At 42.3% G+C, this 26,294-nt stretch carries 28 protein-coding genes; 8 read left to right on the top strand and 20 right to left on the bottom strand.

Going from position 1 to position 26,294, the window contains the following annotated elements:
* Positions 1–463 precede the first annotated feature (463 nt).
* On the top strand, positions 464–3,034 hold the full coding sequence (locus AACQ83_RS09685; RefSeq protein WP_112877292.1) for a class I adenylate cyclase: 2,571 nt from the start codon (positions 464–466) through the stop codon (positions 3,032–3,034).
* A 28-nt stretch (positions 3,035–3,062) separates the two neighbouring features.
* Here AACQ83_RS09685 and cyaY read toward each other — a convergent pair whose 3' ends face one another.
* Positions 3,063–3,383, bottom strand: a complete 321-nt coding sequence (cyaY, locus tag AACQ83_RS09680) for an iron donor protein CyaY (protein ID WP_112877291.1) — start codon at positions 3,381–3,383, stop codon at positions 3,063–3,065.
* Between the two features lie 78 nt (positions 3,384–3,461).
* On the opposite strand from cyaY, the gene lptM reads away from it, so the two are divergent.
* From lptM to corA, 7 genes are all read left to right on the top strand, one after another.
* Complete coding sequence (gene lptM, locus AACQ83_RS09675; RefSeq protein ID WP_112877290.1) at positions 3,462–3,647, top strand: LPS translocon maturation chaperone LptM; 186 nt, start codon at positions 3,462–3,464, stop codon at positions 3,645–3,647.
* Between the two features lie 48 nt (positions 3,648–3,695).
* Positions 3,696–4,520: a diaminopimelate epimerase gene (gene dapF, locus AACQ83_RS09670; RefSeq protein ID WP_112877289.1), complete on the top strand. Its 825-nt coding sequence runs from the start codon at positions 3,696–3,698 to the stop codon at positions 4,518–4,520.
* 32 nt (positions 4,521–4,552) lie between these two features.
* Positions 4,553–5,257 (top strand): DUF484 domain-containing protein, encoded by a 705-nt coding sequence (locus AACQ83_RS09665; protein WP_112877288.1) that lies wholly within the window; start codon positions 4,553–4,555, stop codon positions 5,255–5,257.
* Positions 5,254–6,162 carry a tyrosine recombinase XerC gene (xerC, locus tag AACQ83_RS09660; RefSeq protein ID WP_112877287.1) on the top strand — a complete coding sequence of 303 codons (909 nt, stop codon included), beginning with the start codon at positions 5,254–5,256 and terminating at the stop codon, positions 6,160–6,162. The genes AACQ83_RS09665 and xerC overlap by 4 nt, the downstream gene beginning before the upstream one ends.
* A 2-nt stretch (positions 6,163–6,164) precedes the next feature.
* Positions 6,165–6,881, top strand: coding sequence for a 5-amino-6-(5-phospho-D-ribitylamino)uracil phosphatase YigB (yigB, locus tag AACQ83_RS09655; RefSeq protein WP_112877286.1), 717 nt, complete (start codon positions 6,165–6,167; stop codon positions 6,879–6,881).
* Between the two features lie 66 nt (positions 6,882–6,947).
* Positions 6,948–9,110: a DNA helicase II gene (uvrD, locus tag AACQ83_RS09650; protein ID WP_445260527.1), complete on the top strand. Its 2,163-nt coding sequence runs from the start codon at positions 6,948–6,950 to the stop codon at positions 9,108–9,110.
* Between the two features lie 95 nt (positions 9,111–9,205).
* Entirely contained in the window at positions 9,206–10,156 is a 951-nt protein-coding gene (corA, locus tag AACQ83_RS09645) for a magnesium/cobalt transporter CorA (RefSeq protein WP_112877284.1), read from the top strand.
* Between the two features lie 76 nt (positions 10,157–10,232).
* On the opposite strand, the gene AACQ83_RS09640 is transcribed toward corA, so the two are convergent.
* The 19 genes from AACQ83_RS09640 to AACQ83_RS09550 form a co-directional block, all read right to left on the bottom strand.
* Entirely contained in the window at positions 10,233–10,379 is a 147-nt protein-coding gene (locus AACQ83_RS09640) for a hypothetical protein (RefSeq protein WP_157975275.1), read from the bottom strand.
* A gap of 44 nt (positions 10,380–10,423) precedes the next feature.
* Entirely contained in the window at positions 10,424–10,858 is a 435-nt protein-coding gene (gene ccmI, locus AACQ83_RS09635) for a c-type cytochrome biogenesis protein CcmI (protein ID WP_112877283.1), read from the bottom strand.
* Positions 10,858–11,319, bottom strand: coding sequence for a cytochrome c-type biogenesis protein (locus AACQ83_RS09630; protein ID WP_112877282.1), 462 nt, complete (start codon positions 11,317–11,319; stop codon positions 10,858–10,860). Before AACQ83_RS09630 ends, ccmI begins: the two co-directional genes overlap by 1 nt.
* On the bottom strand, positions 11,316–11,870 hold the full coding sequence (locus tag AACQ83_RS09625) for a DsbE family thiol:disulfide interchange protein (protein ID WP_112877281.1): 555 nt from the start codon (positions 11,868–11,870) through the stop codon (positions 11,316–11,318). Before AACQ83_RS09625 ends, AACQ83_RS09630 begins: the two co-directional genes overlap by 4 nt.
* Positions 11,867–13,837 carry a heme lyase CcmF/NrfE family subunit gene (locus tag AACQ83_RS09620; RefSeq protein WP_112877280.1) on the bottom strand — a complete coding sequence of 657 codons (1,971 nt, stop codon included), beginning with the start codon at positions 13,835–13,837 and terminating at the stop codon, positions 11,867–11,869. The genes AACQ83_RS09625 and AACQ83_RS09620 overlap by 4 nt, the downstream gene beginning before the upstream one ends.
* Complete coding sequence (gene ccmE / locus AACQ83_RS09615) at positions 13,834–14,328, bottom strand: cytochrome c maturation protein CcmE (protein ID WP_112877279.1); 495 nt, start codon at positions 14,326–14,328, stop codon at positions 13,834–13,836. Before ccmE ends, AACQ83_RS09620 begins: the two co-directional genes overlap by 4 nt.
* Positions 14,312–14,575: a heme exporter protein CcmD gene (gene ccmD / locus AACQ83_RS09610; RefSeq protein WP_112877278.1), complete on the bottom strand. Its 264-nt coding sequence runs from the start codon at positions 14,573–14,575 to the stop codon at positions 14,312–14,314. The genes ccmE and ccmD overlap by 17 nt, the downstream gene beginning before the upstream one ends.
* 2 nt (positions 14,576–14,577) lie before the next feature.
* On the bottom strand, positions 14,578–15,309 hold the full coding sequence (locus tag AACQ83_RS09605) for a heme ABC transporter permease (protein ID WP_112877277.1): 732 nt from the start codon (positions 15,307–15,309) through the stop codon (positions 14,578–14,580).
* A 119-nt stretch (positions 15,310–15,428) separates the two neighbouring features.
* Entirely contained in the window at positions 15,429–16,088 is a 660-nt protein-coding gene (ccmB, locus tag AACQ83_RS09600; RefSeq protein WP_112877276.1) for a heme exporter protein CcmB, read from the bottom strand.
* A complete protein-coding gene (gene ccmA / locus AACQ83_RS09595; RefSeq protein ID WP_112877275.1) occupies positions 16,088–16,714 on the bottom strand; it encodes a cytochrome c biogenesis heme-transporting ATPase CcmA in 627 nt (208 codons plus the stop codon). Before ccmA ends, ccmB begins: the two co-directional genes overlap by 1 nt.
* An 88-nt stretch (positions 16,715–16,802) precedes the next feature.
* Positions 16,803–17,378, bottom strand: a complete 576-nt coding sequence (locus AACQ83_RS09590) for a C39 family peptidase (protein ID WP_112877274.1) — start codon at positions 17,376–17,378, stop codon at positions 16,803–16,805.
* Between the two features lie 306 nt (positions 17,379–17,684).
* Entirely contained in the window at positions 17,685–18,152 is a 468-nt protein-coding gene (locus AACQ83_RS09585; RefSeq protein WP_112877272.1) for a hypothetical protein, read from the bottom strand.
* An 11-nt stretch (positions 18,153–18,163) separates the two neighbouring features.
* The gene (locus tag AACQ83_RS09580; protein ID WP_112877271.1) at positions 18,164–18,700 is read right to left on the bottom strand and encodes a hypothetical protein; all 537 of its coding nucleotides are present in this window, start codon (positions 18,698–18,700) and stop codon (positions 18,164–18,166) included.
* Positions 18,675–19,058, bottom strand: coding sequence for a hypothetical protein (locus AACQ83_RS09575; RefSeq protein ID WP_112877270.1), 384 nt, complete (start codon positions 19,056–19,058; stop codon positions 18,675–18,677). The genes AACQ83_RS09580 and AACQ83_RS09575 overlap by 26 nt, the downstream gene beginning before the upstream one ends.
* Positions 19,059–20,221: 1,163 nt before the next feature.
* Positions 20,222–20,656: a GNAT family N-acetyltransferase gene (locus AACQ83_RS09570; RefSeq protein ID WP_158537764.1), complete on the bottom strand. Its 435-nt coding sequence runs from the start codon at positions 20,654–20,656 to the stop codon at positions 20,222–20,224.
* Between the two features lie 7 nt (positions 20,657–20,663).
* Positions 20,664–21,554 carry an EamA family transporter RarD gene (rarD, locus tag AACQ83_RS09565; protein ID WP_112877268.1) on the bottom strand — a complete coding sequence of 297 codons (891 nt, stop codon included), beginning with the start codon at positions 21,552–21,554 and terminating at the stop codon, positions 20,664–20,666.
* 111 nt (positions 21,555–21,665) lie between these two features.
* Complete coding sequence (locus AACQ83_RS09560) at positions 21,666–22,136, bottom strand: thioesterase family protein (protein ID WP_112877267.1); 471 nt, start codon at positions 22,134–22,136, stop codon at positions 21,666–21,668.
* Between the two features lie 444 nt (positions 22,137–22,580).
* The gene (locus AACQ83_RS09555) at positions 22,581–24,983 is read right to left on the bottom strand and encodes a GNAT family N-acetyltransferase (RefSeq protein ID WP_112877266.1); all 2,403 of its coding nucleotides are present in this window, start codon (positions 24,981–24,983) and stop codon (positions 22,581–22,583) included.
* Positions 24,983–26,284 carry a lysine N(6)-hydroxylase/L-ornithine N(5)-oxygenase family protein gene (locus tag AACQ83_RS09550; protein ID WP_112877265.1) on the bottom strand — a complete coding sequence of 434 codons (1,302 nt, stop codon included), beginning with the start codon at positions 26,282–26,284 and terminating at the stop codon, positions 24,983–24,985. Before AACQ83_RS09550 ends, AACQ83_RS09555 begins: the two co-directional genes overlap by 1 nt.
* Between the last annotated feature and the right edge of the window lie 10 nt (positions 26,285–26,294).

The following is a 26,294-nucleotide window of genomic DNA, read 5'->3' as shown; positions in this document are numbered from 1 at the left end:
AAATTTTAATTTTTAAATTATTTTGATATCTATAAAAATAGATTGATTTAATTATGAATTAACTTTTCAAGTAAATTATTTCTGTAATTAAAGAATTCCGAATGGAAAAAATCATTAATTAAAATATAGCCAACGGAGTCATTTTTATAGGGTTGATGATAACAAGGTATTACGCGCATTAACTTGAAAAAATGGGTAGAGAAAATTTCTTTCGTATAAGAAAGTATAAACGGTATGGGTTTTTTGATTATTCCCATATATAACAATGTATTATTTGATTTTCCGTACGATAAGGCATCGAATTCAATTGCTTTACTGACTTTACGGTTTATCGACAAGGTGTTAAATTGATCACGTTTCCGGTAATAAATTGGTAAAAATCATTCTAAATAATTCCATCGAGCTATAACAGCCGGAAACGGGGGATTTATCTGGGCACTGGAACTCAATCGGGCGAGACGTCTTGTACCTTTATATCGAAACACTGAAGCAGAGACTGGATGCGATAAACCAACTCAGGTTAGAACGCGCCTCTACCGCCATGAGTGCGGAATTTAAACAGGTATACAGTTTACTGCCAGTATTATTGCATTATCATCATCCGATGATGCCAGGTTACATTAACGGTAATGTTCCCTATGGCGTATGTTTTTTCGTGCATGATGAAGCACAAAAATCTTATCTTAATGATTTAGAAAATAAATTAGATCACTTCATAGAACAGCCTGCCAATGGTGAACTTCCTATTACCGGTATTTACTCAATGGGCAGTACTTCATCAATCGGGCAGAGCGGTTGTTCTGATTTGGATATCTGGGTATGTCATCAGTCATGGCTTGATAATGATGAGCGCCTTTTGCTGCAACGTAAGTGTACGCTTATTGAACAATGGGCGGCAGCGCTTAGTATTGAAGTCAATTTTTTTCTTATTGATGAAAACCGCTTTCGCCATAATGCGAGTGGTAGCCTCGGTGGTGAGGACTGCGGTTCTACTCAGCATATTCTGTTACTTGATGAATTTTATCGTACCGCTGTACGTATGGCGGGTAAGCGTTTGTTATGGGAAATGGTGCCCGTAGAAGAAGAACGCCATTATGATGAATATGTTTTATCGCTTTATGCGCAAGGTGTTCTGACGCCAAATGAGTGGCTTGATCTCGGTGGATTGGGTGAACTATCTGCTGAAGAGTACTTTGGTGCTAGCTTATGGCAACTCTACAAAAGTATCGATTCCCCTTATAAAGCCGTATTAAAAAGCTTGTTACTGGAAGCCTATTCTTGGGAATATCCCAATGGTAAGTTACTGGCAATGGAGATGAAACAGCGCCTACATGCGGGTGAAATAGTTTCCTTTGGCCTTGATGCATACAGCATGATGCTTGAGCGTGTTACCCGTTATCTGATAGAAATTAATGATACGACCCGTTTAGATCTAATACGTCGATGTTTTTATTTAAAAGTTTGTGAAAAGCTCTCTCTAAATCAAGATGATAAAGGCTGCATTGGCTGGCGACGTCAGGTTTTGACCCAATTGGTCTATGAGTGGAAGTGGGATCCAGAACGGTTGAAAATTTTGGATAACCGCAACTCATGGAAAATTGAACAGGTTCGTGATGCGCATAATGAACTGCTCGATACCATGATGCAGAGCTATCGTAATCTTATCCGTTTTGCTCGCCGTAATAATCTGAGTGTCAGTGCCAGTCCACAGGATATTGGTGTGCTGACGCGTAAACTTTATGCTGCATTTGAAGCATTGCCAGGAAAAGTAACGCTGGTTAATCCGCAAATTTCGCCAGACCTATCAGAGAAAAATTTAACATTTATTTATGTCCCTCAAGGACGTGCAAACCGTAGCGGTTGGTATCTCTACAATCAGGCTCCGGCTATTGGATCGATCATTGGTCATCAACCTCTGGAATATAATCGTTATCTCAATAAACTGGTGTCGTGGACCTACTTTAACGGTTTATTAACAGAAAAATCGTGTATTCATATTCATCATGGCGAAACTCAATGTGATGAGCTGAAGCTGCATGAATTGATTAATGATATTTCTACTCATTTTCCCATCCGTCTGCCATCACCGACACCGAAAGCACTCTATAGCCCATGTGAAATTCGCCATTTGGCAATTATTGTCAATCTGGAAAAAGATCCGACCGCTGAATTCTCCAATCAGGTTGTACATTTTGATTTCCGTAAGCTTGATGTATTCAGTTTTGGTGAATCGCAACAGTGTTTGGTAGAAAGCATTGACTTACTTTATCGTAATTCATGGAATGAAGTGAGGACTTTACACTTTAGTGGTGGGCAATCTGTGCTGGAAGCGTTGAAGACCATATTGGGTAAAATGCATCAAGATGCTGCACCGCCAGCGGCTGTTGAAGTGTTCTGTTACAGCGAACATTTACGAGGGCTTATCCGAACCCGGATCCAGCAACTGGTATCTGAATGTATTGAATTACGTTTATCCAGCAATCGTCAGGACCCTGGTCGTTTTAAAGCATTACGTATTGCCGGCCAGACTTGGGGGCTGTTCTTTGAACGTCTTAACGTATCTGTGCAGAAATTGGAAAATGCCGTGGAATTCTATGGGGCAATTTCTAATAACAAATTGCATGGGTTGCCGGTGAAAATTAATACCAAAGAGACACATTTGCCTGCGGTGGTTGATGGCTTTGCCAGTGAGGGCATTATTCAATTTTTCTTCGAAAATACGCAAGATAATCAAGGTTTTAATATTTATATTCTGGATGAAACCAACCGGGTAGAAATTTATTCTCATTGTGAGGGAAGTAAGGAAGAATTGGTACGTGACGTCAGTCGGTTTTATTCTTCATCTCATGATCGGTTTACCTACGGATCAAGTTTTATCAACTTTAACTTGCCACAGTTTTATCAGATTGTGCAAATGAAAGGCCAGATTCAGGTGATTCCATTTAGTGAATCATCTTTTTCACATTTGTGTGTGGCTCATGATGGGGAAAATGAAGAGCAGCCAGAACCTTATCGTTTTGTGTCACATTACTGATTTACCCCGCGATGCGGGGTAGGTTCAATTATGGAAAACTGAACTGTTCGCCACTTTGTTCGCTGATGGCGTGTGCTAGCATGGTTAAAAAATTGTCACCATTGCGGTCACAAATCCACTGACTTTCTTTGTAGTCAAAATGATAACCACCGCCTTTGGTTGCCAACCAGATTTGATGGAAAGGTTCCTGGCGATTGATAATAATTTTGCTGTCATTATCAAAGCTCAGGGTCATGACGCCGCCATTGGTTTCACAGTCGATATCAGCATTGCCATCATAATTATCTAACTGCCCTTCGATATAAAGCATCAGTTGGTCAGCTAACTGGTGAAATTCACTGTCGTTCATCTTCATTTCCTATTTGCTTTTCGAGGTCTAACTGCGATTATAGAGAATATTGACGTATGAATTACAGGCATTAATGCAATGAAGAAAAAATTACGCGGATTTCTGGCTATCATAACCTTATTTGTACTTTCCGGCTGTGGACTGAAAGGTCCTCTCTATTTTCCTCCAGAACAACCATCGACAGAGAAGGCGACAACTGCGTCTCAGATTTCCCCAAATACTGGGCAGCAAGGGCAGAAAGTGGATAGCACCTCTCAGAAATAAGCGAGATAAGCCGATAGTCAGTAGCTACGGTTTACGGTGGAGCATTATATGCAGTTCTCCAAAATGCATGGTCTAGGTAATGACTTTATGGTCGTTGATGCTGTGACCCAAAATGTTTATTTCTCACCAGAATTGATCTGCCGTTTGGCAGATAGACATACTGGTGTGGGCTTCGATCAATTATTAATTGTTGAAGCACCTTATGATCCGGATATGGATTTTCACTATCGTATTTTTAATGCTGACGGCAGTGAAGTTGCGCAGTGTGGCAATGGAGCGCGTTGTTTTGCCCGTTTTGTCCGTCTTAAAGGATTAATTAATAAGCGTGATATTAAAGTCAGCACGCAATCGGGGCGGATGATGCTGAGCATCACCAATGATGATCAGGTTTGCGTTAATATGGGGGAACCTGAATTTGAGCCGCATCATGTACCATTTCGTGCGTTAAGGGCGGAAAAAACCTATATTTTACGGGTAGTAGAGAGAACCGTTCTTTGTGGGGTTGTCTCTATGGGGAATCCTCATTGTGTGATTCAAGTGTCAGATGTGGAAACGGCCGAAGTAGATATTTTAGGGCCAGCTTTGGAAAGCCACGAAAGATTTCCTGAACGGGCGAATATTGGTTTCATGCAAATTTTAAACCGTGGTCATATCCGCTTACGGGTTTATGAACGTGGCGTTGGGGAAACCCAAGCTTGTGGCAGTGGTGCTTGCGCTGCGGTGGCAATAGGCATTCAGCAGCAACTGCTCGACAATCATGTTCGGGTAGATTTGCCGGGAGGTTCACTGTTTATCTGTTGGGATGGGCCGGGAAAACCGCTCTATATGACGGGGCCGGCGATGCATGTTTATGATGGTACAATTCACCTGTAATCGAGTCTGTTTTGAGCTGCGGAGCATCAGAGATGGAGAAAAAAGAAGAGCAGTTAAGCATCAATGGCATACTTGATGATCAGACTGTTGTGGATTATTTGTTGGAAAACCCCAATTTCTTTATCCGTAATGCATGTGTCGTTGAACAAATGCGGATTCCTCACCCGGTAAGAGAAACGATTTCTTTGGTTGAATGGTATATGAGCCGTCAGAGAACGCGAATTGCTTATCTGGAAGAAGATATAACTCTGCTCATGGAGCAGGCCAGAGAGAATGAACAACTGTTTGAGCAGTTGCTTAAATTACTTGTTAATTTAGTTGCGGCAGAGAGTTTACAAGATATGCTTGGTCGGTTAAGTTCATGGGCTAAGAATATGGGACTAAATAGTGCCAGTATTCGTCTTTTCAATGATAAATGGCATATTGGTGCACCACTTAATGCGCCTGATTTAGCGCTTGCTCGCAATGCTTTTGAACCAATCCGTATTCAGCGTTTTGGTAATAAAAACCACTATCTCGGTATGCTAAATGGGCCGGAAATTCTATTGTTGTTGCCGCAAGTTCGGCATGTCGGTTCGGTTGCCGTCTCTCTACTGGGAACGAGGGGCGAATTGGGGATGGTGATATTTAATAGTCGAAATCATCAACATTATCAAGCCGGTATGGGAACTGACATGCTTGAGCATCTGGCTAATTTATTGCCGGATATATTGTCTCGTTGGATTAAACGAATATGATGCAGGAAATTGACCGGTTACTGGAGCCGATTGAGGCATTTTTGCGGTATCTCAGGGTAGAGCGTCGGTTAAGTCCAGTGACTATCACCAATTATCGTCGCCAGCTTGCCACATTGGCTGAGATGGTTTTAGAAATGGGTGTCAGCCAATGGAAAGATCTTGATCCAGCGAAAGTGAGAATGTTGGTAACACGTAGTCGTCGGGCTGGCTTACAGTCAGCGAGCTTGGCGTTGCGTTTATCTTCCTTGCGCAGTTTCCTTGATTGGCAGGTGACTCAAGGGGAAATTTCCGTTAACCCGAGTAAAACCGTCAGCACGCCGGGAACCAAGCGTCACTTGCCGAAAAATATCGATGTGGATGAAGTGAACCAGCTGCTGAATATCAATTTTAATGATCCATTATCGGTGCGTGACCGGACGATGTTGGAAGTGATGTATGGTGCTGGATTACGTTTGTCGGAGTTGGTGAGCCTTGATTGCCAGCATCTGGAGCTTGAAAGTGGAGAAGTATGGGTTTCAGGTAAAGGCAGTAAAGAGCGGAAGGTGCCTTTGGGACATACCGCGGTTGAATGGCTTAATCGTTGGTTGGCAATGCGGGAACTATTCGAGCCGGAGGATAATGCCGTTTTTGTCTCAAAGAGTGGGCGGCGGATATCAACTCGTAATGTACAAAAACGGTTTGCTCAGTGGGGAATACGCCAGGGAATGAGTAGCCATATTCATCCTCATAAATTGCGCCACTCTTTTGCCACTCATATTCTGGAATCTAGTGGTGATTTGCGCGCAGTTCAGGAATTACTTGGTCATGCCAGCCTATCTTCCACACAAATCTATACTCATTTGGATTTCCAGCATTTGACAAAAGTGTATGATGTAGCCCATCCCAGAGCCAAACGGGGGAAATAGTAATGCGTTTTTACCGGCCTCTTGCGCCAGTGTTAGCGATGACATTTGATCTGGATGATACGCTGTATGATAATCATCCAGTTATGGATAAAACGGAAGAGGAAGTACTGAATTTTGTACGGCGGTATGATCCTAGGTTCAGTCATCTTAATCATCAGGATCTATGTGCTTTCCGTGAATTGACACTTGAGCAGTATCCTGAAATTTGTCATGACATGACTTTATGGCGCTGGCACTCTTCAAAGTTGATGTTTTGCCATTACGGTTTTAGCCGTGAAGATGCTGATCGGGGGGCAGATGATGTCATGGCGCATTTCACCCTCTGGCGTAATCGGATTGATATTCCTGAATCAACACATAAGACCCTGGCGGCACTTGCTGAACAGATGCCACTAGTAGCCATTACTAATGGCAATGCAGAACCCGCTGCTTGTGGTCTTGCCCCTTATTTTAAATTTGTGCTGAAAGCTGGCCCTGATGGGCGTTCAAAACCTTGCAGCGATATGTACTGTTTGGCTGCGGATCGTCTGGGTTTAGCGCTTGGGCAAATCTTACATGTCGGTGATGACTTGAATACTGATGTGGCAGGGGCACTGCGTAGTGGTATGCAAGCTTGCTGGATGAATACTAAGAATAAAAAATTATTGCAGACGATGGAAAGCTGCCTACTGCCTCACATTGAGATTTACGATTTGGCTTCTTTGACAGCATTGATATAATCAAGAAATTATTCTGTATAAAAACACAGCAGCCTCTGGGCGCTGTCTAATCAATTGATGGTAACTATGGACGTCTCCTATCTGCTCGAAAGTCTGAATGACAAACAACGGGAAGCTGTAGCTGCTCCGCGAACCAATATGTTGGTATTAGCTGGCGCAGGGAGTGGTAAAACCCGGGTTTTGGTACACCGAATTGCTTGGTTGTTGTCAGTGGAGAAGGCTTCGCCATTTTCCATTATGGCGGTGACTTTCACCAACAAGGCGGCGGCGGAGATGCGCCATCGGATTGAAAACTTGATCGGTACCAGTCAGGGAGGGATGTGGATTGGTACATTCCACGGTTTGGCTCATCGTTTGTTACGAGCCCATCATCTGGATGCTAATTTGCCACAGGATTTTCAGATTCTTGACAGTGAAGATCAAAATCGCCTGCTTAAACGCATTATCAAAGCAATGAATTTGGATGATAAACAATGGCCAGTTCGTCAAGGCATGTGGTACATCAATGGTAAAAAAGATGAAGGATTGCGGCCCCAGCATATTGAAAGTTATGGCAATCCTGTTGAGGCGACATGGCAGAAAATTTATCAGGCTTACCAGGAGGCTTGTGATCGAGCCGGGTTGGTGGATTTTGCCGAGCTTTTACTGCGAGCTCATGAGTTGTGGTTGAATAAACCTCAGATCCTGCAACATTACCGTGGCCGCTTTACTAATATTCTGGTGGATGAGTTTCAGGACACTAACAGTATTCAATATGCTTGGATTCATCTGTTGGCAGGGGAAACAGGCAAAGTGATGATTGTCGGGGATGATGATCAATCTATTTATGGTTGGCGTGGGGCTCAAGTTGAGAATATTCAGCGTTTCCTGAAAGATTTTCCCGGCGCTGAAACTATCCGTTTGGAGCAGAATTACCGTTCCACCAGTAATATTCTGAAAGTTGCCAATACACTGATTGCTAATAACAGTGATCGTCTGGGTAAAAATCTGTGGACTGATGGTATAGAGGGTGAGCCCATCTCCCTTTATTGTGCATTTAATGAACTGGATGAAGCCCGTTATGTGGTCGGCCGGATAAAAAACTGGCTTGAAAATGGTGGTGCCCTGAAAAACTGTGCCATACTTTACCGCAGCAACGCTCAGTCCCGTGTACTGGAAGAGGCGCTGTTACAGGCATCAATGCCATACCGTATTTATGGTGGTCAACGATTCTTTGAACGTCAGGAAATTAAAGATGCACTGGCTTACCTGCGTTTGATTGCCAATCGTCATGATGACGCGGCGTTTGAACGTGTGGTGAATACGCCTACCCGTGGTATTGGTGACAGAACTTTAGATATTGTGCGCCAAGCGGCTCGTGAACGGCAGCAAACGTTGTGGGACTGTTGTCAGATATTGCTTCAAGAGAAAGTGCTGGCTGGGCGTGCCGCTGCTTCCTTACAGCGTTTTATTGAACTGATTGACGCATTATCGACAGAAACTGAAGATATGCCATTGCATGTTCAGACTGACAGGGTTATCCGTGATTCTGGCCTGCGGGCAATGTATCAGCAGGAAAAAGGTGAGAAAGCGCAGGCGCGTATTGAAAACCTTGAAGAGCTTGTCACGGCGACTCGCCAGTTTAGCTATCAGGAAGAGGATGAAGATTTTACGCCATTGCAGGCGTTTCTCTCCCATGCTGCGCTGGAATCGGGAGAAGGGCAGGCCGATGCCTATCAAGATTCGGTGCAACTGATGACATTACATTCGGCTAAAGGACTGGAATTCCCACAGGTATTTATTGTTGGCATGGAAGAAGGCATGTTCCCAAGCCAGATGTCGATTGAAGAAGGTGGACGTTTGGAAGAGGAGCGTCGTTTGGCTTATGTGGGGCTGACACGTGCAATGGAAAAGCTGACCATCACTTATGCCGAAAGTCGTCGTTTATATGGCAAAGAGGTTTATCATCGGCCATCTCGTTTTATTGGGGAACTGCCGTCAGAATGTATTGAAGAAGTTCGGTTACGTGCGACAGTATCTCGTCCAGTTAGCCATAGTCGGTTAGGTACACCAATTAGCTCCAATGATAGCGGTTATGCTCTTGGGCAACGTGTTCGTCATCCTAAATTTGGTGAAGGAACCATTGTCAATATGGAGGGGAGTGGTGAAAATAGCCGATTACAAATCGCGTTTCAAGGGGAAGGGATTAAGTGGCTGGTTGCTGCTTATGCCAGACTTGAAATGGTCTGAAAATAATATCCAGGTTGAATGTTGACAGGCTTTTTCTTCTAAGCGTAACATTCGCGCCTTACGATCACGTAGGGAGTAAAGGAGACTTATGATACATGCTGAGCGCATTTAAGTTAGAGAATAATCGCCTGCTCCGTCTTGAATTTGAAGAGGGAGAAAAGTTATCTGATTCCTTATGGGTAGATTTGGTTGAGCCGGAAGAACAAGACAGGTTGCAAGTTCAAAATGAATTAGGCCAAATTCTGGCAACCCGACCGGAACTGGATGACATTGAGGCGTCGGCGCGTTTTTTTGAAGATGAAGACGGGATACACGTCCACTCATTTTTTTACTTTGAAGACGCGGAAGACCATGCTGGCAACGCAACAGTTGCATTTACTATTCGTGATGGTCGTCTCTATACGTTGCGAGAGCGGGAGCTCCCTGCGTTCCGATTGTATCGTATGCGTGCTCGTAATCAGACATTAGTCGACGGTAATGCTTATGAAGTGCTGATGGATCTGTTTGAAACCAAGATTGAACAGTTGGCTGATGTCATCGAAAATATTTACAGCGTGCTGGAATCCCTGAGCCGGGTCATTATGGAAGGGAAACAGGGTGATGAGTTTGATATTGCCTTGTCCAGTCTTGCTGAACAGGAAGATATTAGCTGGAAGGTTCGCTTATGTCTTATGGATACACAGCGTGCGCTTAACTTCTTGGTGCGACGGGCCCGTTTGCCGGGAGCTCAACTAGAGCAGGCCCGTGAAATCTTGCGGGATATTGAATCACTGTTGCCACATAATGAATCTTTGTTTCAAAAAGTTAATTTCTTGATGCAGGCGGCAATGGGTTTTATCAATATTGAACAGAGCCGAATTATCAAAATCTTCTCGGTTGTCTCTGTGGTATTCCTGCCGCCAACGCTGGTGGCTTCCAGTTATGGTATGAACTTTGAATTTATGCCGGAGTTACACTGGACATTTGGTTATCCGGGCGCAATTGGTTTAATGATTGCGGCCGGCCTTGCACCGTATCTCTATTTTAAGCGGAAGAACTGGCTTTAGCAAAAACTGCTGTAAACCCTTGCCCAATGTAGCATAGGTATTTACACATCGCTGAACTGATCCAAAACCTTTGCGGCTAGCTGGGTCGAAAACGCCAGACAGCCTGAGTGGCAACAGTTGTTTTTTGGGCGCTGGCGATATCTTTAATTATGGGAGCATTAAGGAAGCGACAGGCGCCAAAATCAGTGATGTTTGTTATCTCTTTATCTTGGTGTAATTGCATAAAGATTTCGGCATATAGTCTAGGTGACTCCCTGATTATTTGGTTCAAGTTGATGGTAGGTGTGAGCAAACTCTTGGTGTGTTTGTTGGTTGATAGCTCTCGCATTGTTTTTCTTGATTCTGCCAGTCAAGCACTTGCATTAGGCTGCCAGTTTTTAGGTAGAACCCGACAGCTACTATGATCAGAACTAATACACCAGGCACTAACGCCCAGCGATTAATGGGCTTTTTTTGCACTATTGGTTGTATAGGTATGTCACTCAGAAGGTTTCGTTGTAACTCTTGTACCAGCGCCAAACGATCATTTACCACACCCTGTGCTTCATTCTGCTCTAACTCTCTCAGATGCTCCTGATAAAGTATCTTGTTAAGCGTATCGCGGTTGGTATTGGTGTTTGCTTTGCCTTGGAGAATTGCAGGTACTACCAGTAGCGCTGAGGCACTAGCTAGTAGCATAATAATTATTAACCAAAAAATCATTAGGGTTTGTTCCTGTCAGTCTCTTTTAGTAACATCACTAAATGTTGTTGCTCCTGTTTGGTAAATCCATCGTCTGTTTCTTGATGACGGCGGAAATGTACAATTACTATAGCACCACCAATCAGTACAAACAGTAGTGGGCTGACCCAAAGGATCAGTGTTATAGGCGTTATAGGTGGTTTATAGGTTACGAAATTACCGTAACGTTCCACCATATAGTCGATGATATGTTGTTTGTTTTTCCCTTGTATTATTAACTCATACACTTTGGTGCGCATGTCTGCTGCAATAATTGAATTGGAGTCTGCGATGTTGTTGTTCTGACATTTTGGACAACGCAGTTGTTTTGTCAGTTCGTGGAATTGTTGTTCTTGTTCTGCTGACTTAAATTGATATGTGTCAATTGTTGCCCAAGTGCTGTAGCTCAGTAGCCCTGCCAACAATAGTGTTACTAGCTTCATGAGTCACCCCCATATTTCTTGTATAGCGGTAGTACTTTCTGCTCCCAAACTCGTTTATTCATGGCTCCGGCGTGGCGATAGAGGATAACGCCTTGTCCGTCAATTAGAAACGTTTCTGGTGCACCATATACACCAAGATCGAGGCCAAACATGCCGTCGCCATCGTATAGACTCAAGATGTATGGGGTTCCTAAATTATTGAGCCAAGCCACAGCTTTAGTACGATCGTCTTTATAGTTTAGGCCAATTATACGTATTCCTTTCGCAGCTAGGGTATTCAGATATTCGTGTTCAGCCCAGCAGGTTGGGCACCATGTCGCCCAAACATTGAGTAGTATTGGTTTGCCGTTGTGCAATATTGTTTGATTGCAGGTTTTTTCTGGTTGATTAAGCAATTCTAGCTTAAATATAGGTATTGATTTGCCGATCAAAGCTGACTCTAGCATGGTAGGCTCTTCACCGTTGTAGATGTTACGTGTCAGCTGCACTATGAACGCCGCCACTAGGAGAAGAAAAAGGATTAGCGGGATAAATAATAGCCTATGTCTCATGTCGGCTCCTTCATTTTACCTTTGCCCGTTAGCTTTCTGCCCATATGATAGCGAGGATCGAAGATGCACAGTATCCCGCCTATTGCCATGAATATGCCACCGAACCAGATCCAGCGTACAAACGGTTTGTAATGCAGGCGTATTGTCCAGGAGCCATCTTCTAATTCTTCACCTAGCACAGCATACAGATCGCGGGTAAAGCCGCCATCTATAGCCGCTTCAGTCATTATGCTACGGGCTATGTTGTAATAGCGTTTCTCGGCATGTAGCGTCGCTTCTGGTTTTCCGTTGCGTGTAACGTCGATAATACCCACACCACTAATGTAGTTAGGTCCGTAGATGCCGTGTATGTCACGGAAGATGAAGTGGTAATCATGGATATTTACTATATCGCCTATCTTCATGCGTACGTTGCGTTCGATACTGTAATTTTGGCTGAAGGTGATTCCGATAACCATTACCGCTAAGCCGAGATGGCCGAATATCATTCCCCAATGGCTACGAGAGAATTGTGTCAAACCACGCCAAAAGCTGTGTCGATGGGTGGCGCGTTCGTGAAGTTCTACCAGCGTCAGTACAATTACCCATAGTGCCATGATTAGTCCGACCACAGTCATCCCAACTATTCGATCCTGCAATAGCCAGGGTAGCAAGATAGAGAGTAGTAGTGTTAATACTATTGCCACGCATAAGCGCTTCCATAGATTGGATGGTTTATCGCGTCGCCAGCGTACCAGAGGTCCAACGCCTAATAGTAGTGCAAACGGTGCCATCAGCCAGGTGAACATAATATTGAAGAATGGTTCTCCGATAGAAATACTGCCAAAGCCGAATTGTTTGTGGATCAACGGTAGTAGTGTACCTAATAGTACTACCATCATTGCGGTGATCAGCAGCACATTGTTACCCAACAAGAATGTCTCGCGTGAGAATACTTTGTGCTGTATGCGGCTACGCATTTGGTCACCCTTCACTGCATATAGCAACAAAGAACCACCAATGATGATCACCAGATAGGCCAAGATAAATATGCCGCGTTCTGGGTTGGAAGCGAATGAATGGACTGATACTAACATACCAGAACGTACCAGAAACGTACCAAGTAGGCATAGTGAGAAGGTAGTAATTGCTAACAATATTGTCCAAGCTTTGAAGGTACCACGTTTTTCTGTCACTGCCAGAGAGTGGATCAGTGCTGTACCGGCCAGCCATGGCATGAAAGAGGCATTTTCTACCGGATCCCAGAACCACCAGCCACCCCAGCCTAATTCGTAGTAGGCCCAAGCAGAGCCGAGTACTATCCCTAAGGTCAAAAATACCCAAGCGGCTATAGTCCAGGGGCGTGACCAGCGTGCCCAGATAGTATCCAGCCGTCCAGATATTAATGAGGCGATGGAGAAGGCAAAGGCCACGGAGAAACCGACATAGCCCATATATAGCAGCGGAGGATGGAAAATTAGTCCAATGTCCTGTAGTAAAGGATTGAGATCTCGCCCATCGGTAGGAAAATTTGGCAGTGTACGAGTGAATGGATTGGAAGTCATAATGATGAACAGCAGGAAGCCTGCTGTGATTATTCCCATTACTGATAACACGTATGCCACGGCGTCCAGTGGCATTTGGCGGTTACATAGTGCTACCGCCAGAGTCCAGCTGCTTAGTAGTAGTACCCACAGTAACAGAGAACCTTCATGTGCCCCCCAAGTAGCAGCAATACGGTAATATACTGGTAGTTGGCTGTTGGAGTTGTTGACCACATAGGTTACAGTGAAGTCGTTGACCACAAATGCATGCACCAAGCAGAAAAATGCTAATACAATGGTGATGAATAGGCCGTAGGTAAGCGGGCGAGCAACGGCCATCATGCGTTCGTCTTGGCGCACTGCACCCCATTGGGGATAAACGCTCAGCAGCATGGAAATTGCTAATGCTAGGCACAGCAGAAAATTTCCTAACTCTGGCATCATGACTTTCTGTTCCTTTCCTGTGGGGTGATGTAGGCTGAAGTTGCCTCTTTATCGTTTTCCGTCATTGCCTCGGTTATTTCAGGCGGCATATATTTTTCGTCATGCTTCGCCAGTATTTCGTGCGCATTTACGACATTACGTTTTTCCAGTACGCCTTGTGCTATCACACTCTGCTCTTCTCTAAACAGATCGGGCAAGATTCCATCATAAATGACATTGATAGTGCCTTGCGCATCATAGATCTTGAAATTCACTTTCAAGGTTTGTGGATCGCGTTTTACTGAGCCGGGCATTACTGTGCCTCCGATACGTAATCTCTGGCCGATTTCCGGTTTCTTATGATTTTTTCCTTTGCCTAGTAGGACTTCGCTTGGGGTATAGAATAGGTCGATATTTGAACGTAGCGCATACAGAACCAGTGAAACGGTCAGTGCAATGCTGATCAACGCTATTATTACTAGGTAAAGACGGTTTCTACGACGAGGATTCACAATAGTTTCTCTCCCGTTGCTGGATGGTATGTCGTTTCATTGGTAGAGAGGTCCGTTTTGACTGGTGGATACGTAGTTCGCGTGTTTGTCGGCGAATGATTTCATCAAATAGTTGTTTACGTCGCCACAGTGTATGTACTACCAGAGCGAGCATTGAGATCAACGTAGCTGCTACCGCTAGCCATACATAGAAAGCGTAGCTACCCATGGCAAAGAATGACTGCCAAGAACTGAATGCTGTATTCATGGTTAATTTTCCTTATTGACCAGTGCAACTACCCATGGGTGTTGGCGTTCTTGGAATAGGATCAGGTTACGCAAGCGCATTAGGGTTAAGGTGATGAAGAACAGTAGATAGCCGAGAATTGTCCAACGCAGTGGTAGGCGCATATTTGGAGCAACGGTTTGTTGCAGATTGGTTGAACCTTGATGGAGGGTATTCCACCATTCAACGGAAAAATGGATAATTGGTAAATTTACTACTCCAATTAACACTAGAATGCTAATTGAGCGTCCTGCTAGGCGATGATCTTCAAATGTGTTGTACAGCGCGATGGTACCAATATAGAGGAATAATAGTATTAGTTCTGAGGTCAGGCGTGCATCCCATACCCACCAGGTACCCCACATTGGTTTACCCCAAGCAGATCCGGTTATCAGAGCGATAAAAGTGAACACAGCTCCCACTGGTGCCATTGCAGCGACTATGGTATTAGACATTTTCATTTGCCATACTAGACCTATTAATGCTGCTATCGCCATCAAGGCATAAATTCCTATTGACCACATTGCGGCTGGTACGTGGATATACATAATGCGGTAGCTTTCACCTTGTTGGTAGTCTGATGGCGCAAAGCCAAAACCCCATATCCATCCCAGTCCTAGGCACAGTATACTGGCTAGCCCTAGCCAAGGAATAAAGTAGCCACACATTTGGTATAGCTTCTCTGGCTTGGCAAATTGATGTAACCATTTCCACATAGTTGTCATTGCTCACTGCAAAATTGAAACTCTGATCGTTCTTCAGATCAATGAAATTATTTGTTGTTTTCAGGATTAGCTCTCATCTGTATAGTCTGGTTCGATAGATTAGTAATCCCCTAGTGTATGTTTACACGCAGAGCGGCAGCGGTAGCGAAAGGTGCCAGAGTTACGCTGCTTATCAGCATAGCGCCCAAAATCGCCAAGTATCCATCGATAGGTATAGCTATCGATGCGGCGTCGATAGCTATGGTGGAAAATATCAGTACTGGAATATACAACGGTAGAGCCAACAGGCTAAGCAATATGCCGCCTTTGCGTGTCTTAACGGTCAGAGCCACACAGATCGCCCCTATCAGGCTTAATATCGGTGTACCTAGTAGTAGGGTTAATGCTATGGCGGTCCAGGTGCTAAAGCTTAATGACAGTAGTAGGGCTACTATTGGTGATAGGATCAACAATGGTAAACCTGTCACCATCCAATGAGCGCATACTTTACCCAACACTATGAGCGGTAGTGGTGCGGATAGTAGGAATAATTGTTCCAAAGAGCCGTCGAGAAAGTCTTCTCGAAACAGTCGCTCTAGCGAAAGTAGCGATGCTAGTAGTGCGGCGACCCAGATATTTCCTGGTGCAATGCGTGTTAGTAACTGTGGTTCCGGTCCAATACCTAATGGGAACAATGCGATAACGATTAAGAAGAACCATAGAGGATTGGCGATCTCTGATCTTTTGCGAAAAACAATTTTCAATTCGTGGCGTAGTATAGTGATAAACATTAGATCACCTCTTGACCTACTAGGTGGATTTTCTTCACAGATGGTGTTATTTCTGCCATATACTGATGGGTAGTCAGTAATATCATTCCCCCCTGTTGTGTATGTTGTTTGAAAAGCGTTATCAATTTTGTCGCACCTTTTTTGTCAATGGCGGTTAAAGGTTCATCAAGAATCCACAACGGGCAGTGGCTTAGCCACAGACGTGCTAAAGCAACACGGCGTTGTTGACCGGTAGAAAGCTGGGCTACTGGCAAATTTTCATAACCGATTAAACTGACTTGTTCCAGCGCTTGCCAAATTGCTTGATTGTCTTTCTGCTGCTTAAGCGATTGATAAAACTTCAGGTTTTCATACGGTGTCAGTACGGTTTTTATCCCTGGTTGATAACCGATAAAAAGCAAATTATGGTAATAATGCTTATAATGACTCAGAATGTTTTTGTCCTGCCAGCGCACTTCACCAGTGTCTGGACGTATCAATCCGGCCAAAATACGTAGTAGGCTGGTTTTGCCTGCACCGTTTGGCCCTTCAACTTGAATTATGTCACCTGGGGTTACTGTAAAGTTCAACCCAACGAACAGAGAGCGTTCATCACAGATATAACTCAAATTTTTCGCTTCCAGCATTAAGGAACTCATATTTTCTTTTTGGGGTGTTGAACCATAGTATAAATGTTATATTGTATATAGTTTGTACTTTATTCAGATCAACTATTTAGAAAAGTGATTTTCTATAGACATAATCATGATTAATATGTATGACTGTTTTTTTCATTAGTATTAATGCTCGTCCTAATTGATTATCCTGGAGCCAATATCGTTCAAATTGAGATCGAGTATAATTAATATTTCCCCAAGCCGGATCAATAATTTGGACGAGAGAAGAGTCTATTCCATTAAATATAACGAAATGATTGGTTCCATTTCTTTTCAGATAAAGGATTGTTGGTGAATTTACCTTTTCAAGTTGTTTTAATGATATCTTTACTCCCATAGATAAAATGTCAAATTTCTTGAGTGTATTCTGTAGATCTATAAATGAATATTCTGGTTTTATTCCTGTTATTTTAATGAGATCCTCTTCCTCTATATTGATTTGATAATTTGTTGCAAGTATATTTATTAATGAGGCGAGCCCACAGGTAAAGTCATACTCTTGTCTTACTATATTTTTGAACTTCAAGTCTATATAGTTACTTACTTTTAACTCTCTCCCAGAAGATTGGCCTGCAAAAAGAACCAAAATTACGAAAATCAGTGTGGTTCTTAGGTGAATTTTAAGTGTTATCATATTATTCAGCCCATCTTATGATAAAAATCATTAAGTAAATAGCAGGTCCCAATAAATAGAGAACATCCAGATTCCTAGTGGTACTTAATATGCCAAGATTTTTTAGGAAAAAAATCATTATGGCATAACCTAATAATATGACTAGAAAAATAAGTGTTACTGTATTGTATTCATTAATATATCCAGAAAATAACATGATAAATGTTGATAAGAGGCGTACACTCCATTTGGGGCCGGGAAAAGCTCTCGTACCCAAATATAGATAACCAGAAATCAGTAACAAAAATACGATGAAATTAATGTTCATTATATGTTCGAATGACAAGAGACACATCCTGAGCTTGCCGACCCTTTACTTATACCTTTGAGTAGAGCATTGGTTGCTCCACCAGCACTGACTCCTAGTGTAGTGCTAGTCGCTACTCCAAGTGTGCTTGGACCCATAATACCACCGCTAAATCCGGTAACAAACCCGGCTGATGCTGCGGTAGCTGCATTTCTCCAATTAACAGGATCTCCGTTAGATTTATCAAGTCCTACGGATAAGCTCGCTCCACCAATAGCGCCGATAGCGCCAACCACTACTGGTCCAACTTTGCCTTTTGTTTCGTACATTTCTTCTGAGTTGAGCTGATTGAATGAGCTATATCCAAGTTCTTTCATTAGATCATCATTTATAGATATAGATTTATCATTATTTTCAGGAATTACAGCATAGGATGTAGTTATTAATGTTGACAAAATGAGTAATGAAGTACAAAAAATTCTTAACATTGTCAGAGTCCTCAGATTTTGTAAGATAAAGAAACAGAAACGGTAGATATTTTATTATTACCGACACCACCTTTGATATTAATATCAGTAGAAACTCTATCAGTCAGATTTACTATTGTTCCAATTAATAGAGATGTATTACTGCTCCAGGATTTTTGAGATAAAAGGTTATTTTGTGTATAGATAAAGTCTTTTGAAAAACCCCAACGAATATTTACTTCAGGATTAACAGCGAAGATGACGGAACCACCTGTAGTATAAGCTGTATAATTGTTTGAAAACCGTTCTCTAGATATGCCATCTAAATATCCTAAAGACAGGTTAAGGACTAAAGGATCATAAATCCAGTTTAGTGATGTTCCTAATGTATAGCTTTTTATTTTGCTTTCTTTTATATTTATTCCACTAAAGAAAACAGTATAATCGGAGAATAAGTAGGTTTGATAGCTTCCTCCTAGTCCAACACCATTAAATTGATATTTGTCATTAACGGCTTTCTTGCCATCATCAAAAGTATATTGATTATTCTGCCATTGGCCATTGGCCATTGACAGTAGCTCCTACTGCAAGTTCATCAGTAATACCATATATTAGTGATGAATGAGCAGAGACACCGTTAGTTTCTTTCTGGTATGTTTGTGTTCCTTTGTTCAAAATATAGTGGCCGGGGGATATCTCGTTTAAATAAAATAAAGGTGAACTTCCATCACCTGATTTATTTAAAATGGAGATTCCAGTCGAGAGAGTCCATTTTTTCTTTTCAGGTAGAAAATCGTCAATTTTTAAAATATTCTTTGGTTTTTCTTTATCCAGTATATCCCTTTCTTGTGGAAGAGAAGATGCAAATGCAGTGTGAGAAAGAGAAATTACTGTGATCGCTGCAAGTCCTGTTGCTATTTTGATCATTTGTTTTGGTCATGTTAAAAAAAATTAACATCATTATTTCTAATGTTAGGTGTTATGTCAATTTATTATTTTAATGTAATTCTTGTTGTTATGGTAAGTTGTTCGTTTATTGAATACACGTTTGTGAAGTCAATAGTCAGTCTTTGTTGGCTGTATTGGCTAATCTAGAGGCTGTCTTCAAAAACTTTTTCGCCGAATGGGTTAGTTTCCTAAAAGCAGTTTTGCATTGTATCATTGACGGGAAGATAAAGATGGTCACTATAAAAAGCTCTATCGGGAAAATATTACGCTTGTGTGCCTATTTGATGATTTGAAGGCAAATTAATCCCAGACACAATCAGTGCAGACAGAAGCGTAGGTATTGATTTATATCTGTCACCTGTATGCATCTTATCTAATGGACATAAAGAAAATAATTCCCGGTTTCTCAGTTCGGGCATACACTGCTTGCAAGTTGCCCAGTGAATACTGTCCCGTAAAAGACCGCCATTTTCAGCACGTAAAAAGTAGAAACAAAAAGCGGTTCTCATCCACGAAAAGGTGTCACAGATTTTAAAGCCTCGTGGCTGCTGGAAAGCCCAAAAAAGTGGTTGTGCGTAAGCTTCTTACGTTTCTGAACGCATGGTCAGAAAGAGCGAGGGATGGGATGCATTTTACCATCGGATGACCTAATGTGAAATTATGTTTCAAGGCAGTTGCTGTCAGAGCAGGGACTGCAACGAAAGTTGTTATCCTTTGCTAATAGGGATCATAGGAAGCCCCCGCCTGAGTCACTTGTGACTTAGTGGCGGGAGCAGGTCACTATATGACCGCCGTAATAGTTGTATTGCGGCGGTCATAATAGAGACATAAAAATAATACGTTAAGAGTTTAATCATCTGTTTGTGCAGTATTGGGTTTTATTATTATTTTAAAAAGTTGATTATTGAGTGGAAACGATATTAACATTATTATAAAATGCTTAAGTAAATATTCCATATGGTTTATATAATATCTGATTGGATATATAACTTGGGGTGTTTTTTGTTTTAAAATAAGCTTTTGCTATTATTTTATATCTTTAATGTAGTTGGGATTTTTATTAAAAAACAGTATTTAATTATTAAAGATAAAGTAGATGTGACGATAAAAGGCATTAATTTACAAAATAGAATTAGCTTATTTTACAGGATGTACTTAATCATACGAATTGCTGTTCCTAATTGAGTATATTCTTTTCTTAAATATTCAAAGCCAAGGGCAATATAAAACCCGGCTGCTTGCGGATTAGCCAGCACCTGCAATGAGACGTTGCCTTTTATGTGAAGATCATTCAATGTGATTTGCACCAATTGCTTGCCAATACCTTGATGCCAAAAGGCCGGTTCAACAAATATTCCATCAGTTAGCGGCAATACAACACAAAATCCCAAGATTACATTAGCTTGTTCCGCAATATAAACATATCCTGCTGCAATATATTCTATCGGCAGTTCTATCATGTGGGGATTTGCTAGTAAGGATTCCCTATCTTCTTCCCACATAAGAGACGCACGTAATTGCAGAGCTTCAAGGGCGATCTGTTCGGTTGTATTGGCTAATCTGATGGCTATTTTCATTGTTTTGCTATCTCTGCGATCTACGCTGTGTATACACGGCATCCAGTGTAAACAGCACTAATGCAGCCCAGATAAAGCCGAAAGTAATCAGACGGTCGGTGCCTATTTGTTCACCATAAACCAAGGTTGCTAGCAAGAACATCAGCGTTGGGCCGACATACTGAAAGAATCCTAGTGTGGATAGGCGCAGGTGAGCTGCGGCTTCCGTGTATAACAGTAATGGCACAGTAGTAATAATGCCCGCGGCAATCAGCAATAAATTGAGAATCGTTGGGTTATTACTTAAATCACTGGTTGGGGTGTTGGCAAAACCAAATAGATAAATGGCGGCAACCGGTAGTAACCACAGTGTTTCAATCGTCATGCCTGTTTGAGCATCAACATTCATCTTCTTACGCAGCAGGGCATACAGGGCAAAAGTGACAGCCAAACTTAGTCCAATGACCGGTATAGAACCAAATTGCCATAGCTGGATTAATACGCCGGTGAAGGCCAGAATAACCGCAGCCCATTGCGTACGGCGGAAACGCTCACTGAGAAACAGCATGCCGAACAAAACGTTAACCAATGGGCTAATGAAATAACCTAAGCTGGCTTCCAGCATATGGCCGTGGTTCACCGCCCAGATATAAATCAGCCAGTTACAGGCAACCACGGTTGCTGTCACGGCCAGAAATAATACTTTTTTAGGTTGACGGAAAATTTTGGCTACCTGTGACCAGTGACGAGTTAATGTTAACAGTAGCAACATAAAGAAAAATGACCAAATAATACGATGGGTCAGGATTTCGTCAGCAGGTACTTGCTGGATATGTTTAAAATAAATTGGTGCGATTCCCCAGATAAAACAGGCACCGAAGGCGTACAATACTCCTTTGGTAGTTTGTGGCTTGTTCATATTGTCCTGATGTTAATAAAGGTGGAAAGAGTGTCATGGGTTTTTAGCCCGTTAACGTGAAAATAATATGTCACCGGGCTGAATATTACGCAAGCGATTAAAATTATATTGTCATCCTACCAAATAGGTCGCCGTTACACTGGCGATATGGGCTCTCTGCTCATTATGTAGTTCTGCTCTGGCAACAGAAACTTTGTTGCCATTGCGGATAATACTACTGGTGGCGGTAAATAATTCACCACGACCGGGGCGTAGATAATCCACCCGCAAATCAATCGTTCCCATTATTGATAATCGTTTTTCTAATTCTTCTAATGATGCGGGTATCAGACGGGTCAAGGCGTTACCGATACAGACCAATCCACCACATACGTCAAGCACTGAGGCAATGACACCACCATGTAAAATTTTTTGTGCGATATTACCTACTAATTTACTTTGGTTACGGAATTGTATTTCTACGTAATCTTGTTCAAACCGAATCAGTTCAAGTCCTAATAATTGGTTAAAAGGCATATCGTGAACAAAAGCATGACCAATCACTTGCCGGGCTTCTTCTAGGGTTAATAGCGTTGTAGACATTTAATTTTATTCCCAAATAAAGATATGTGTTATCAATATGACTTTATATATACCCTATGGATTTCAAGATGCATCGCGACGGCAAGGGAGCGAATCCCCGGGAGCATAGATAACGATGTGACCGGGGTGAGTGAGTGCAGCCAACAAAGAGGCAACTTGAAAGATAACGGATATAGTTAATGAGTTGTTAATGTTATGCTTTTATTGCTAACCTTGCCAGCTTTAAGGAATGTCTGGCAATAATCTGAATAGCATAATTGAATACAACTATAGGTAAGTTGAAACGGAAAATAATATCGGTGCTGGAATTTAATCCACTGAAATTACGTGTATAGGTAAATTATGCAAATAAAGAAGGCAGTACTGTAGCAGCACCGCCTTATATAGAATCGTTAGCATGTTACTGATGAGGCACCATTCTTCATGCTCATTGATAGCTCTATTTTACGAATGACCAAATTTGGCAATTGGGTTAATCAGGTTATCAGCAAACTGTAAACTTTGAGCCGGATCAGCTAAATCAAGCATCTGACGGTTATTCGCTATTTGCAGGCGGTTTAGACAGCAGCGTTTAATCTCTGGTGTAAACAGATCGTAACGTACAAATTGCTCACTTAATTCAGGATGGTTGTGCTGATAGCTTAAAATACAATCTGCTACGGCCTGCCAGAAAAGCTCCTGTGAATAGTCACCCTGTTCATCTAGTATTGCAGCCAGATAGCGGAATATACCGTCAAACACATCAGATAAGATGGTCAGTGTTTTCATATCTTCGGGCATGTCTACTTTGACTCGACGCGCTTTTTCCGGTAAATCGGCGTCGGGATTCATGACCAGAATCTCTTCCGCTAAATCTTTCATGAAGATGTGCTGTGGAACATGGTTTTCCAATACCAGAATGATGTTTTCGCCGTGTGGCATAAACATCAGATCATAAGCGTACAAACAGTGTAACAGTGGCGCAAGATAACTCTCTAAATAGCGACGTAACCATTCCTGAGTAGGTAGGCCGGATGCTGAAATTAACGCGGGCAACAGGGCATTCCCTTGCTGATCACTGTGCAGTAACGCAGCCATCGTCATCACTTGTTGCCCAGGTTCAATGAGTTGCAGTGGGTTTTCTCGCCATAGTGCCGCCATCATTTTTTTATAAGGCGTATCACTACTGATTGCTTGCTCGTAATAGCTGTTTTTGAATCCAACACTGGCGACTTCTCGTAAAATTTTAAAACGATAACGTTGCAGGATGGGATCTTGTGTGACCAAATCGAATAGCCAGTCGTTAATGCCCGGCGTCGTCGCCATGTAATAAGGTGATAAACCGCGCATAAATCCCATGTTCAGAATGGATAACGCCATTTTCACATAATATCGCTGAGGATGAGTGCGATTGAATAAGGTACGGATTGACTGTTGTGCCTGATAGGTATCAGCACCAATACCAAGATAGACCAATTTCTGATTAGCAATATCAGGAGCAAACACCGATGCCAGTTTGTTCTGCCATTGCCAGGGGTGAACTGGCATCAGGAAATAGTCTTCTGGATTAAGGTTAAGCGCGATTAACTGCCGGTTAAATTCAGCTACTGTGGTTGTGCCTAGCTCTTGTTCCAGCAACTGTTGATAATTGAGTTGCTCGATGCAAGCAAAGTGTGCCTTGCTCTTATGTGCGGCCAACCATACTAAATGCATAGCAGAGGCGGCTTCGGGACTAAAGTTCTGGAAATCACCAATATCAAAACCAATCCGGCCATTGTTGGCAACGAAAGAGGGATGTCCCTCCATCATTTCCCCTTCCAGCGCCTGAAAATCAGTATTCACGAGATCCATTGCACTGATACCGATTCTGTTATGCTTAAAAGCACTGCTATAGAGAGTACTGGTAATTTCTTCCAGATAGGTAGGCATTACGACATCACTGATGCCAAGTTGTTGTTTGAACTCAATAATGAATAGCAAGGAATCGAGTGCTTTTTCTTCTCCGTTGGCATTTTTCTGTAACGAATCGGCATCAATCAGCCAGTGATCCAGTGCCATACGCCGTGCTCGGAAAGTATAGCTGACCAGATGGTCAGCGTTATCCAAACGGTAATGGTGATATCCATCACTATCTGCTTTTTCAGTTAACTGTTGAGGCACGAGTAAACATTCATGTGAAAATTCAGAAATCGCTTTACACAAGTGCAGACGATTAACTTTCCGCCAGACCGCCGGTTGCAAGTGTATGGCATTTGTCATCAATGAGCCTGAGTGGGTTGGTGTTGTCGCTTGATGTTCCCGCTGTAACGCAATCTGATGTTGTTCTCTGGTGCAAAAGGCTAACTTGGCTGTTTTATTCGGTAATACCAATGCCTTCTGATAAACAAAACCAGCCTGTAGATTAAGTTTGTGAATTTTCTCATTACGTATATCAGGTTCAACCACAATGCGAGCCACAGTAGGATCACTAAAAATAAAGGCCATGATGGTTTGGAAAATTCCCCAGGTGAAATGCCTTATTTTTTCTTGCGGTGGTGCAACCAGAATATGCATTCCCATATCATCTGGGTGTGCCGGATAATATTTTCCAATCAGATCATCTTGTGCACGATAACACTCTAATAGAAAAGTAGGTTGCCCCCGATATATTCCAATAAAGACACTGCCCGGATGGCTGGATTCTAAATTATGATAAAATTCCCATACTTGTTTCTCAGTATTGTTTTGCATTCCCCAATAATGGGCGTAATCCCGGTTAACCCAGTCAGTTAATATGGGAATGTCCTGTTCCAGATCCAGTGAACGTAATGCAAAGGTACCTATTTCAGGCAAGGATTTTTCAAACAGTGTAGGATTAAAGACGGACATTAGCATGCTCCTTCGGTGTCAACGCTGAACTGCTGGAAAGCGATACTTTTCTCAATCGGATAATGTTCAATACCGGTAATTTCATAAATCAGGCAGGAGTTGCGATAACAGGCCATTCCCAGATCTGGCGTGACGAAACCGTGAGTATGTAATTCCACATTCTGTATGAAAATGGTATTGTTCTGATCGATACTGTAATTACGCTGTACACCATAACGTCCTTTCTCATCCCAACGGATAAGGTGATGTATACCTTCAATAAAAGTCGGGATTTGATACTGAAAGCCGGTAGCCAGAACGACTCCTTCGGTGTCCAGAGAAAATGGTTGCTCCTGTTCGTGTTGGAATAACGCCAATGTTAGGTCGCGGCCATTTTGGGCATGGCTAATTTGTTGTAATTCACTATTGGTATATAAATTGACGTTTAACTTACCATTTAATCGTTTGGTGTACATTAAATCGAAAATATCGTTGATTAATGAACTATTGATACCTTTATAAAGCTGCTTGTGGGACAAATTTAATGCATCACGTTTTTCGCCTGGGAGACTATAGAAATAATCTACATATTCTGGTGACGTCATTTCTAGTGTCAGCTTGGTATATTCCAGCGGGAAAAAACGTGGCGAACGGGTAAGCCAATTAAGTTGATAATCGAATTTATCAATATCACTGAGCAAATCGTAGAAAATCTCTGCGGCACTTTGTCCACTACCCAGAACAGTAATAGATTGCTTTTGTTGTAAAGCTTCTTTGTTCTTCAAGTAATTACCAGATGTCACCATCTGATCAGAGAAGGGTTGGCAACACTTTGGAATATAAGGTGCAGGTCCGGTACCCAATACCAATTTTTTACAAACAAATTGGTGTTGTTGCCCAGTTAACGTATCTGAACAATGTAATGTATATAGCGAGGCATGTTCATCATAGCTAATGCTGTCAACGCGTGTGTTAAAGCGTAGATTAGATAACTGTTCTGTCGCCCACTGGCAATATTGGTTGTATTCCTTACGCATCAGGAAAAAACTTTCCCGGATATAAAAAGAGTATATTCTCCCTTTTTGCTTGATGTAATTAAGGAAGCTAAGTGGATGAGTGGGTGATGCCAGAGTCACCAGATCTGACATAAAAGGGGTTTGCATGGTGGAATTTTCTAGCATCATTCCCGGATGCCAATCAAAGCCCGGTTTTTGATCAATGAACAGGCTATGAACATCTTTTAGTGGCTGAGTTAAACATGCTAGTCCGAGATTAAAAGGACCTATTCCAATGGCGATAAAATCATAAGGGCGAGTTGTCATAAAATTTTCT

This window comes from Photorhabdus sp. S10-54, assembly GCF_963878145.1.
GTDB classification, from domain to species: domain Bacteria; phylum Pseudomonadota; class Gammaproteobacteria; order Enterobacterales; family Enterobacteriaceae; genus Photorhabdus; species Photorhabdus kayaii.
This window is presented reverse-complemented; position numbering and strand designations above follow the sequence as displayed.

Coding starts and splice junctions, on each gene's coding strand:
- cyaY (WP_112877291.1), bottom strand. CDS start 3,383: ATGAACGACAGTGAATTTCACCAGTTAGCTGACCAACTGATGCTTTAT.
- lptM (WP_112877290.1), top strand. CDS start 3,462: ATGAAGAAAAAATTACGCGGATTTCTGGCTATCATAACCTTATTTGTA.
- dapF (WP_112877289.1), top strand. CDS start 3,696: ATGCAGTTCTCCAAAATGCATGGTCTAGGTAATGACTTTATGGTCGTT.
- AACQ83_RS09665 (WP_112877288.1), top strand. CDS start 4,553: ATGGAGAAAAAAGAAGAGCAGTTAAGCATCAATGGCATACTTGATGAT.
- xerC (WP_112877287.1), top strand. CDS start 5,254: ATGATGCAGGAAATTGACCGGTTACTGGAGCCGATTGAGGCATTTTTG.
- yigB (WP_112877286.1), top strand. CDS start 6,165: ATGCGTTTTTACCGGCCTCTTGCGCCAGTGTTAGCGATGACATTTGAT.
- uvrD (WP_445260527.1), top strand. CDS start 6,948: ATGGACGTCTCCTATCTGCTCGAAAGTCTGAATGACAAACAACGGGAA.
- corA (WP_112877284.1), top strand. CDS start 9,206: ATGCTGAGCGCATTTAAGTTAGAGAATAATCGCCTGCTCCGTCTTGAA.
- AACQ83_RS09640 (WP_157975275.1), bottom strand. CDS start 10,379: ATGCAATTACACCAAGATAAAGAGATAACAAACATCACTGATTTTGGC.
- ccmI (WP_112877283.1), bottom strand. CDS start 10,858: ATGATTTTTTGGTTAATAATTATTATGCTACTAGCTAGTGCCTCAGCG.
- AACQ83_RS09630 (WP_112877282.1), bottom strand. CDS start 11,319: ATGAAGCTAGTAACACTATTGTTGGCAGGGCTACTGAGCTACAGCACT.
- AACQ83_RS09625 (WP_112877281.1), bottom strand. CDS start 11,870: ATGAGACATAGGCTATTATTTATCCCGCTAATCCTTTTTCTTCTCCTA.
- AACQ83_RS09620 (WP_112877280.1), bottom strand. CDS start 13,837: ATGATGCCAGAGTTAGGAAATTTTCTGCTGTGCCTAGCATTAGCAATT.
- ccmD (WP_112877278.1), bottom strand. CDS start 14,575: ATGAATACAGCATTCAGTTCTTGGCAGTCATTCTTTGCCATGGGTAGC.
- AACQ83_RS09605 (WP_112877277.1), bottom strand. CDS start 15,309: ATGTGGAAATGGTTACATCAATTTGCCAAGCCAGAGAAGCTATACCAA.
- ccmB (WP_112877276.1), bottom strand. CDS start 16,088: ATGTTTATCACTATACTACGCCACGAATTGAAAATTGTTTTTCGCAAA.
- ccmA (WP_112877275.1), bottom strand. CDS start 16,714: ATGCTGGAAGCGAAAAATTTGAGTTATATCTGTGATGAACGCTCTCTG.
- AACQ83_RS09590 (WP_112877274.1), bottom strand. CDS start 17,378: ATGATAACACTTAAAATTCACCTAAGAACCACACTGATTTTCGTAATT.
- AACQ83_RS09585 (WP_112877272.1), bottom strand. CDS start 18,152: ATGTTAAGAATTTTTTGTACTTCATTACTCATTTTGTCAACATTAATA.
- AACQ83_RS09580 (WP_112877271.1), bottom strand. CDS start 18,700: ATGGCCAATGGCCAATGGCAGAATAATCAATATACTTTTGATGATGGC.
- AACQ83_RS09575 (WP_112877270.1), bottom strand. CDS start 19,058: ATGATCAAAATAGCAACAGGACTTGCAGCGATCACAGTAATTTCTCTT.
- AACQ83_RS09570 (WP_158537764.1), bottom strand. CDS start 20,656: ATGAAAATAGCCATCAGATTAGCCAATACAACCGAACAGATCGCCCTT.
- rarD (WP_112877268.1), bottom strand. CDS start 21,554: ATGAACAAGCCACAAACTACCAAAGGAGTATTGTACGCCTTCGGTGCC.
- AACQ83_RS09560 (WP_112877267.1), bottom strand. CDS start 22,136: ATGTCTACAACGCTATTAACCCTAGAAGAAGCCCGGCAAGTGATTGGT.
- AACQ83_RS09555 (WP_112877266.1), bottom strand. CDS start 24,983: ATGTCCGTCTTTAATCCTACACTGTTTGAAAAATCCTTGCCTGAAATA.
- AACQ83_RS09550 (WP_112877265.1), bottom strand. CDS start 26,284: ATGACAACTCGCCCTTATGATTTTATCGCCATTGGAATAGGTCCTTTT.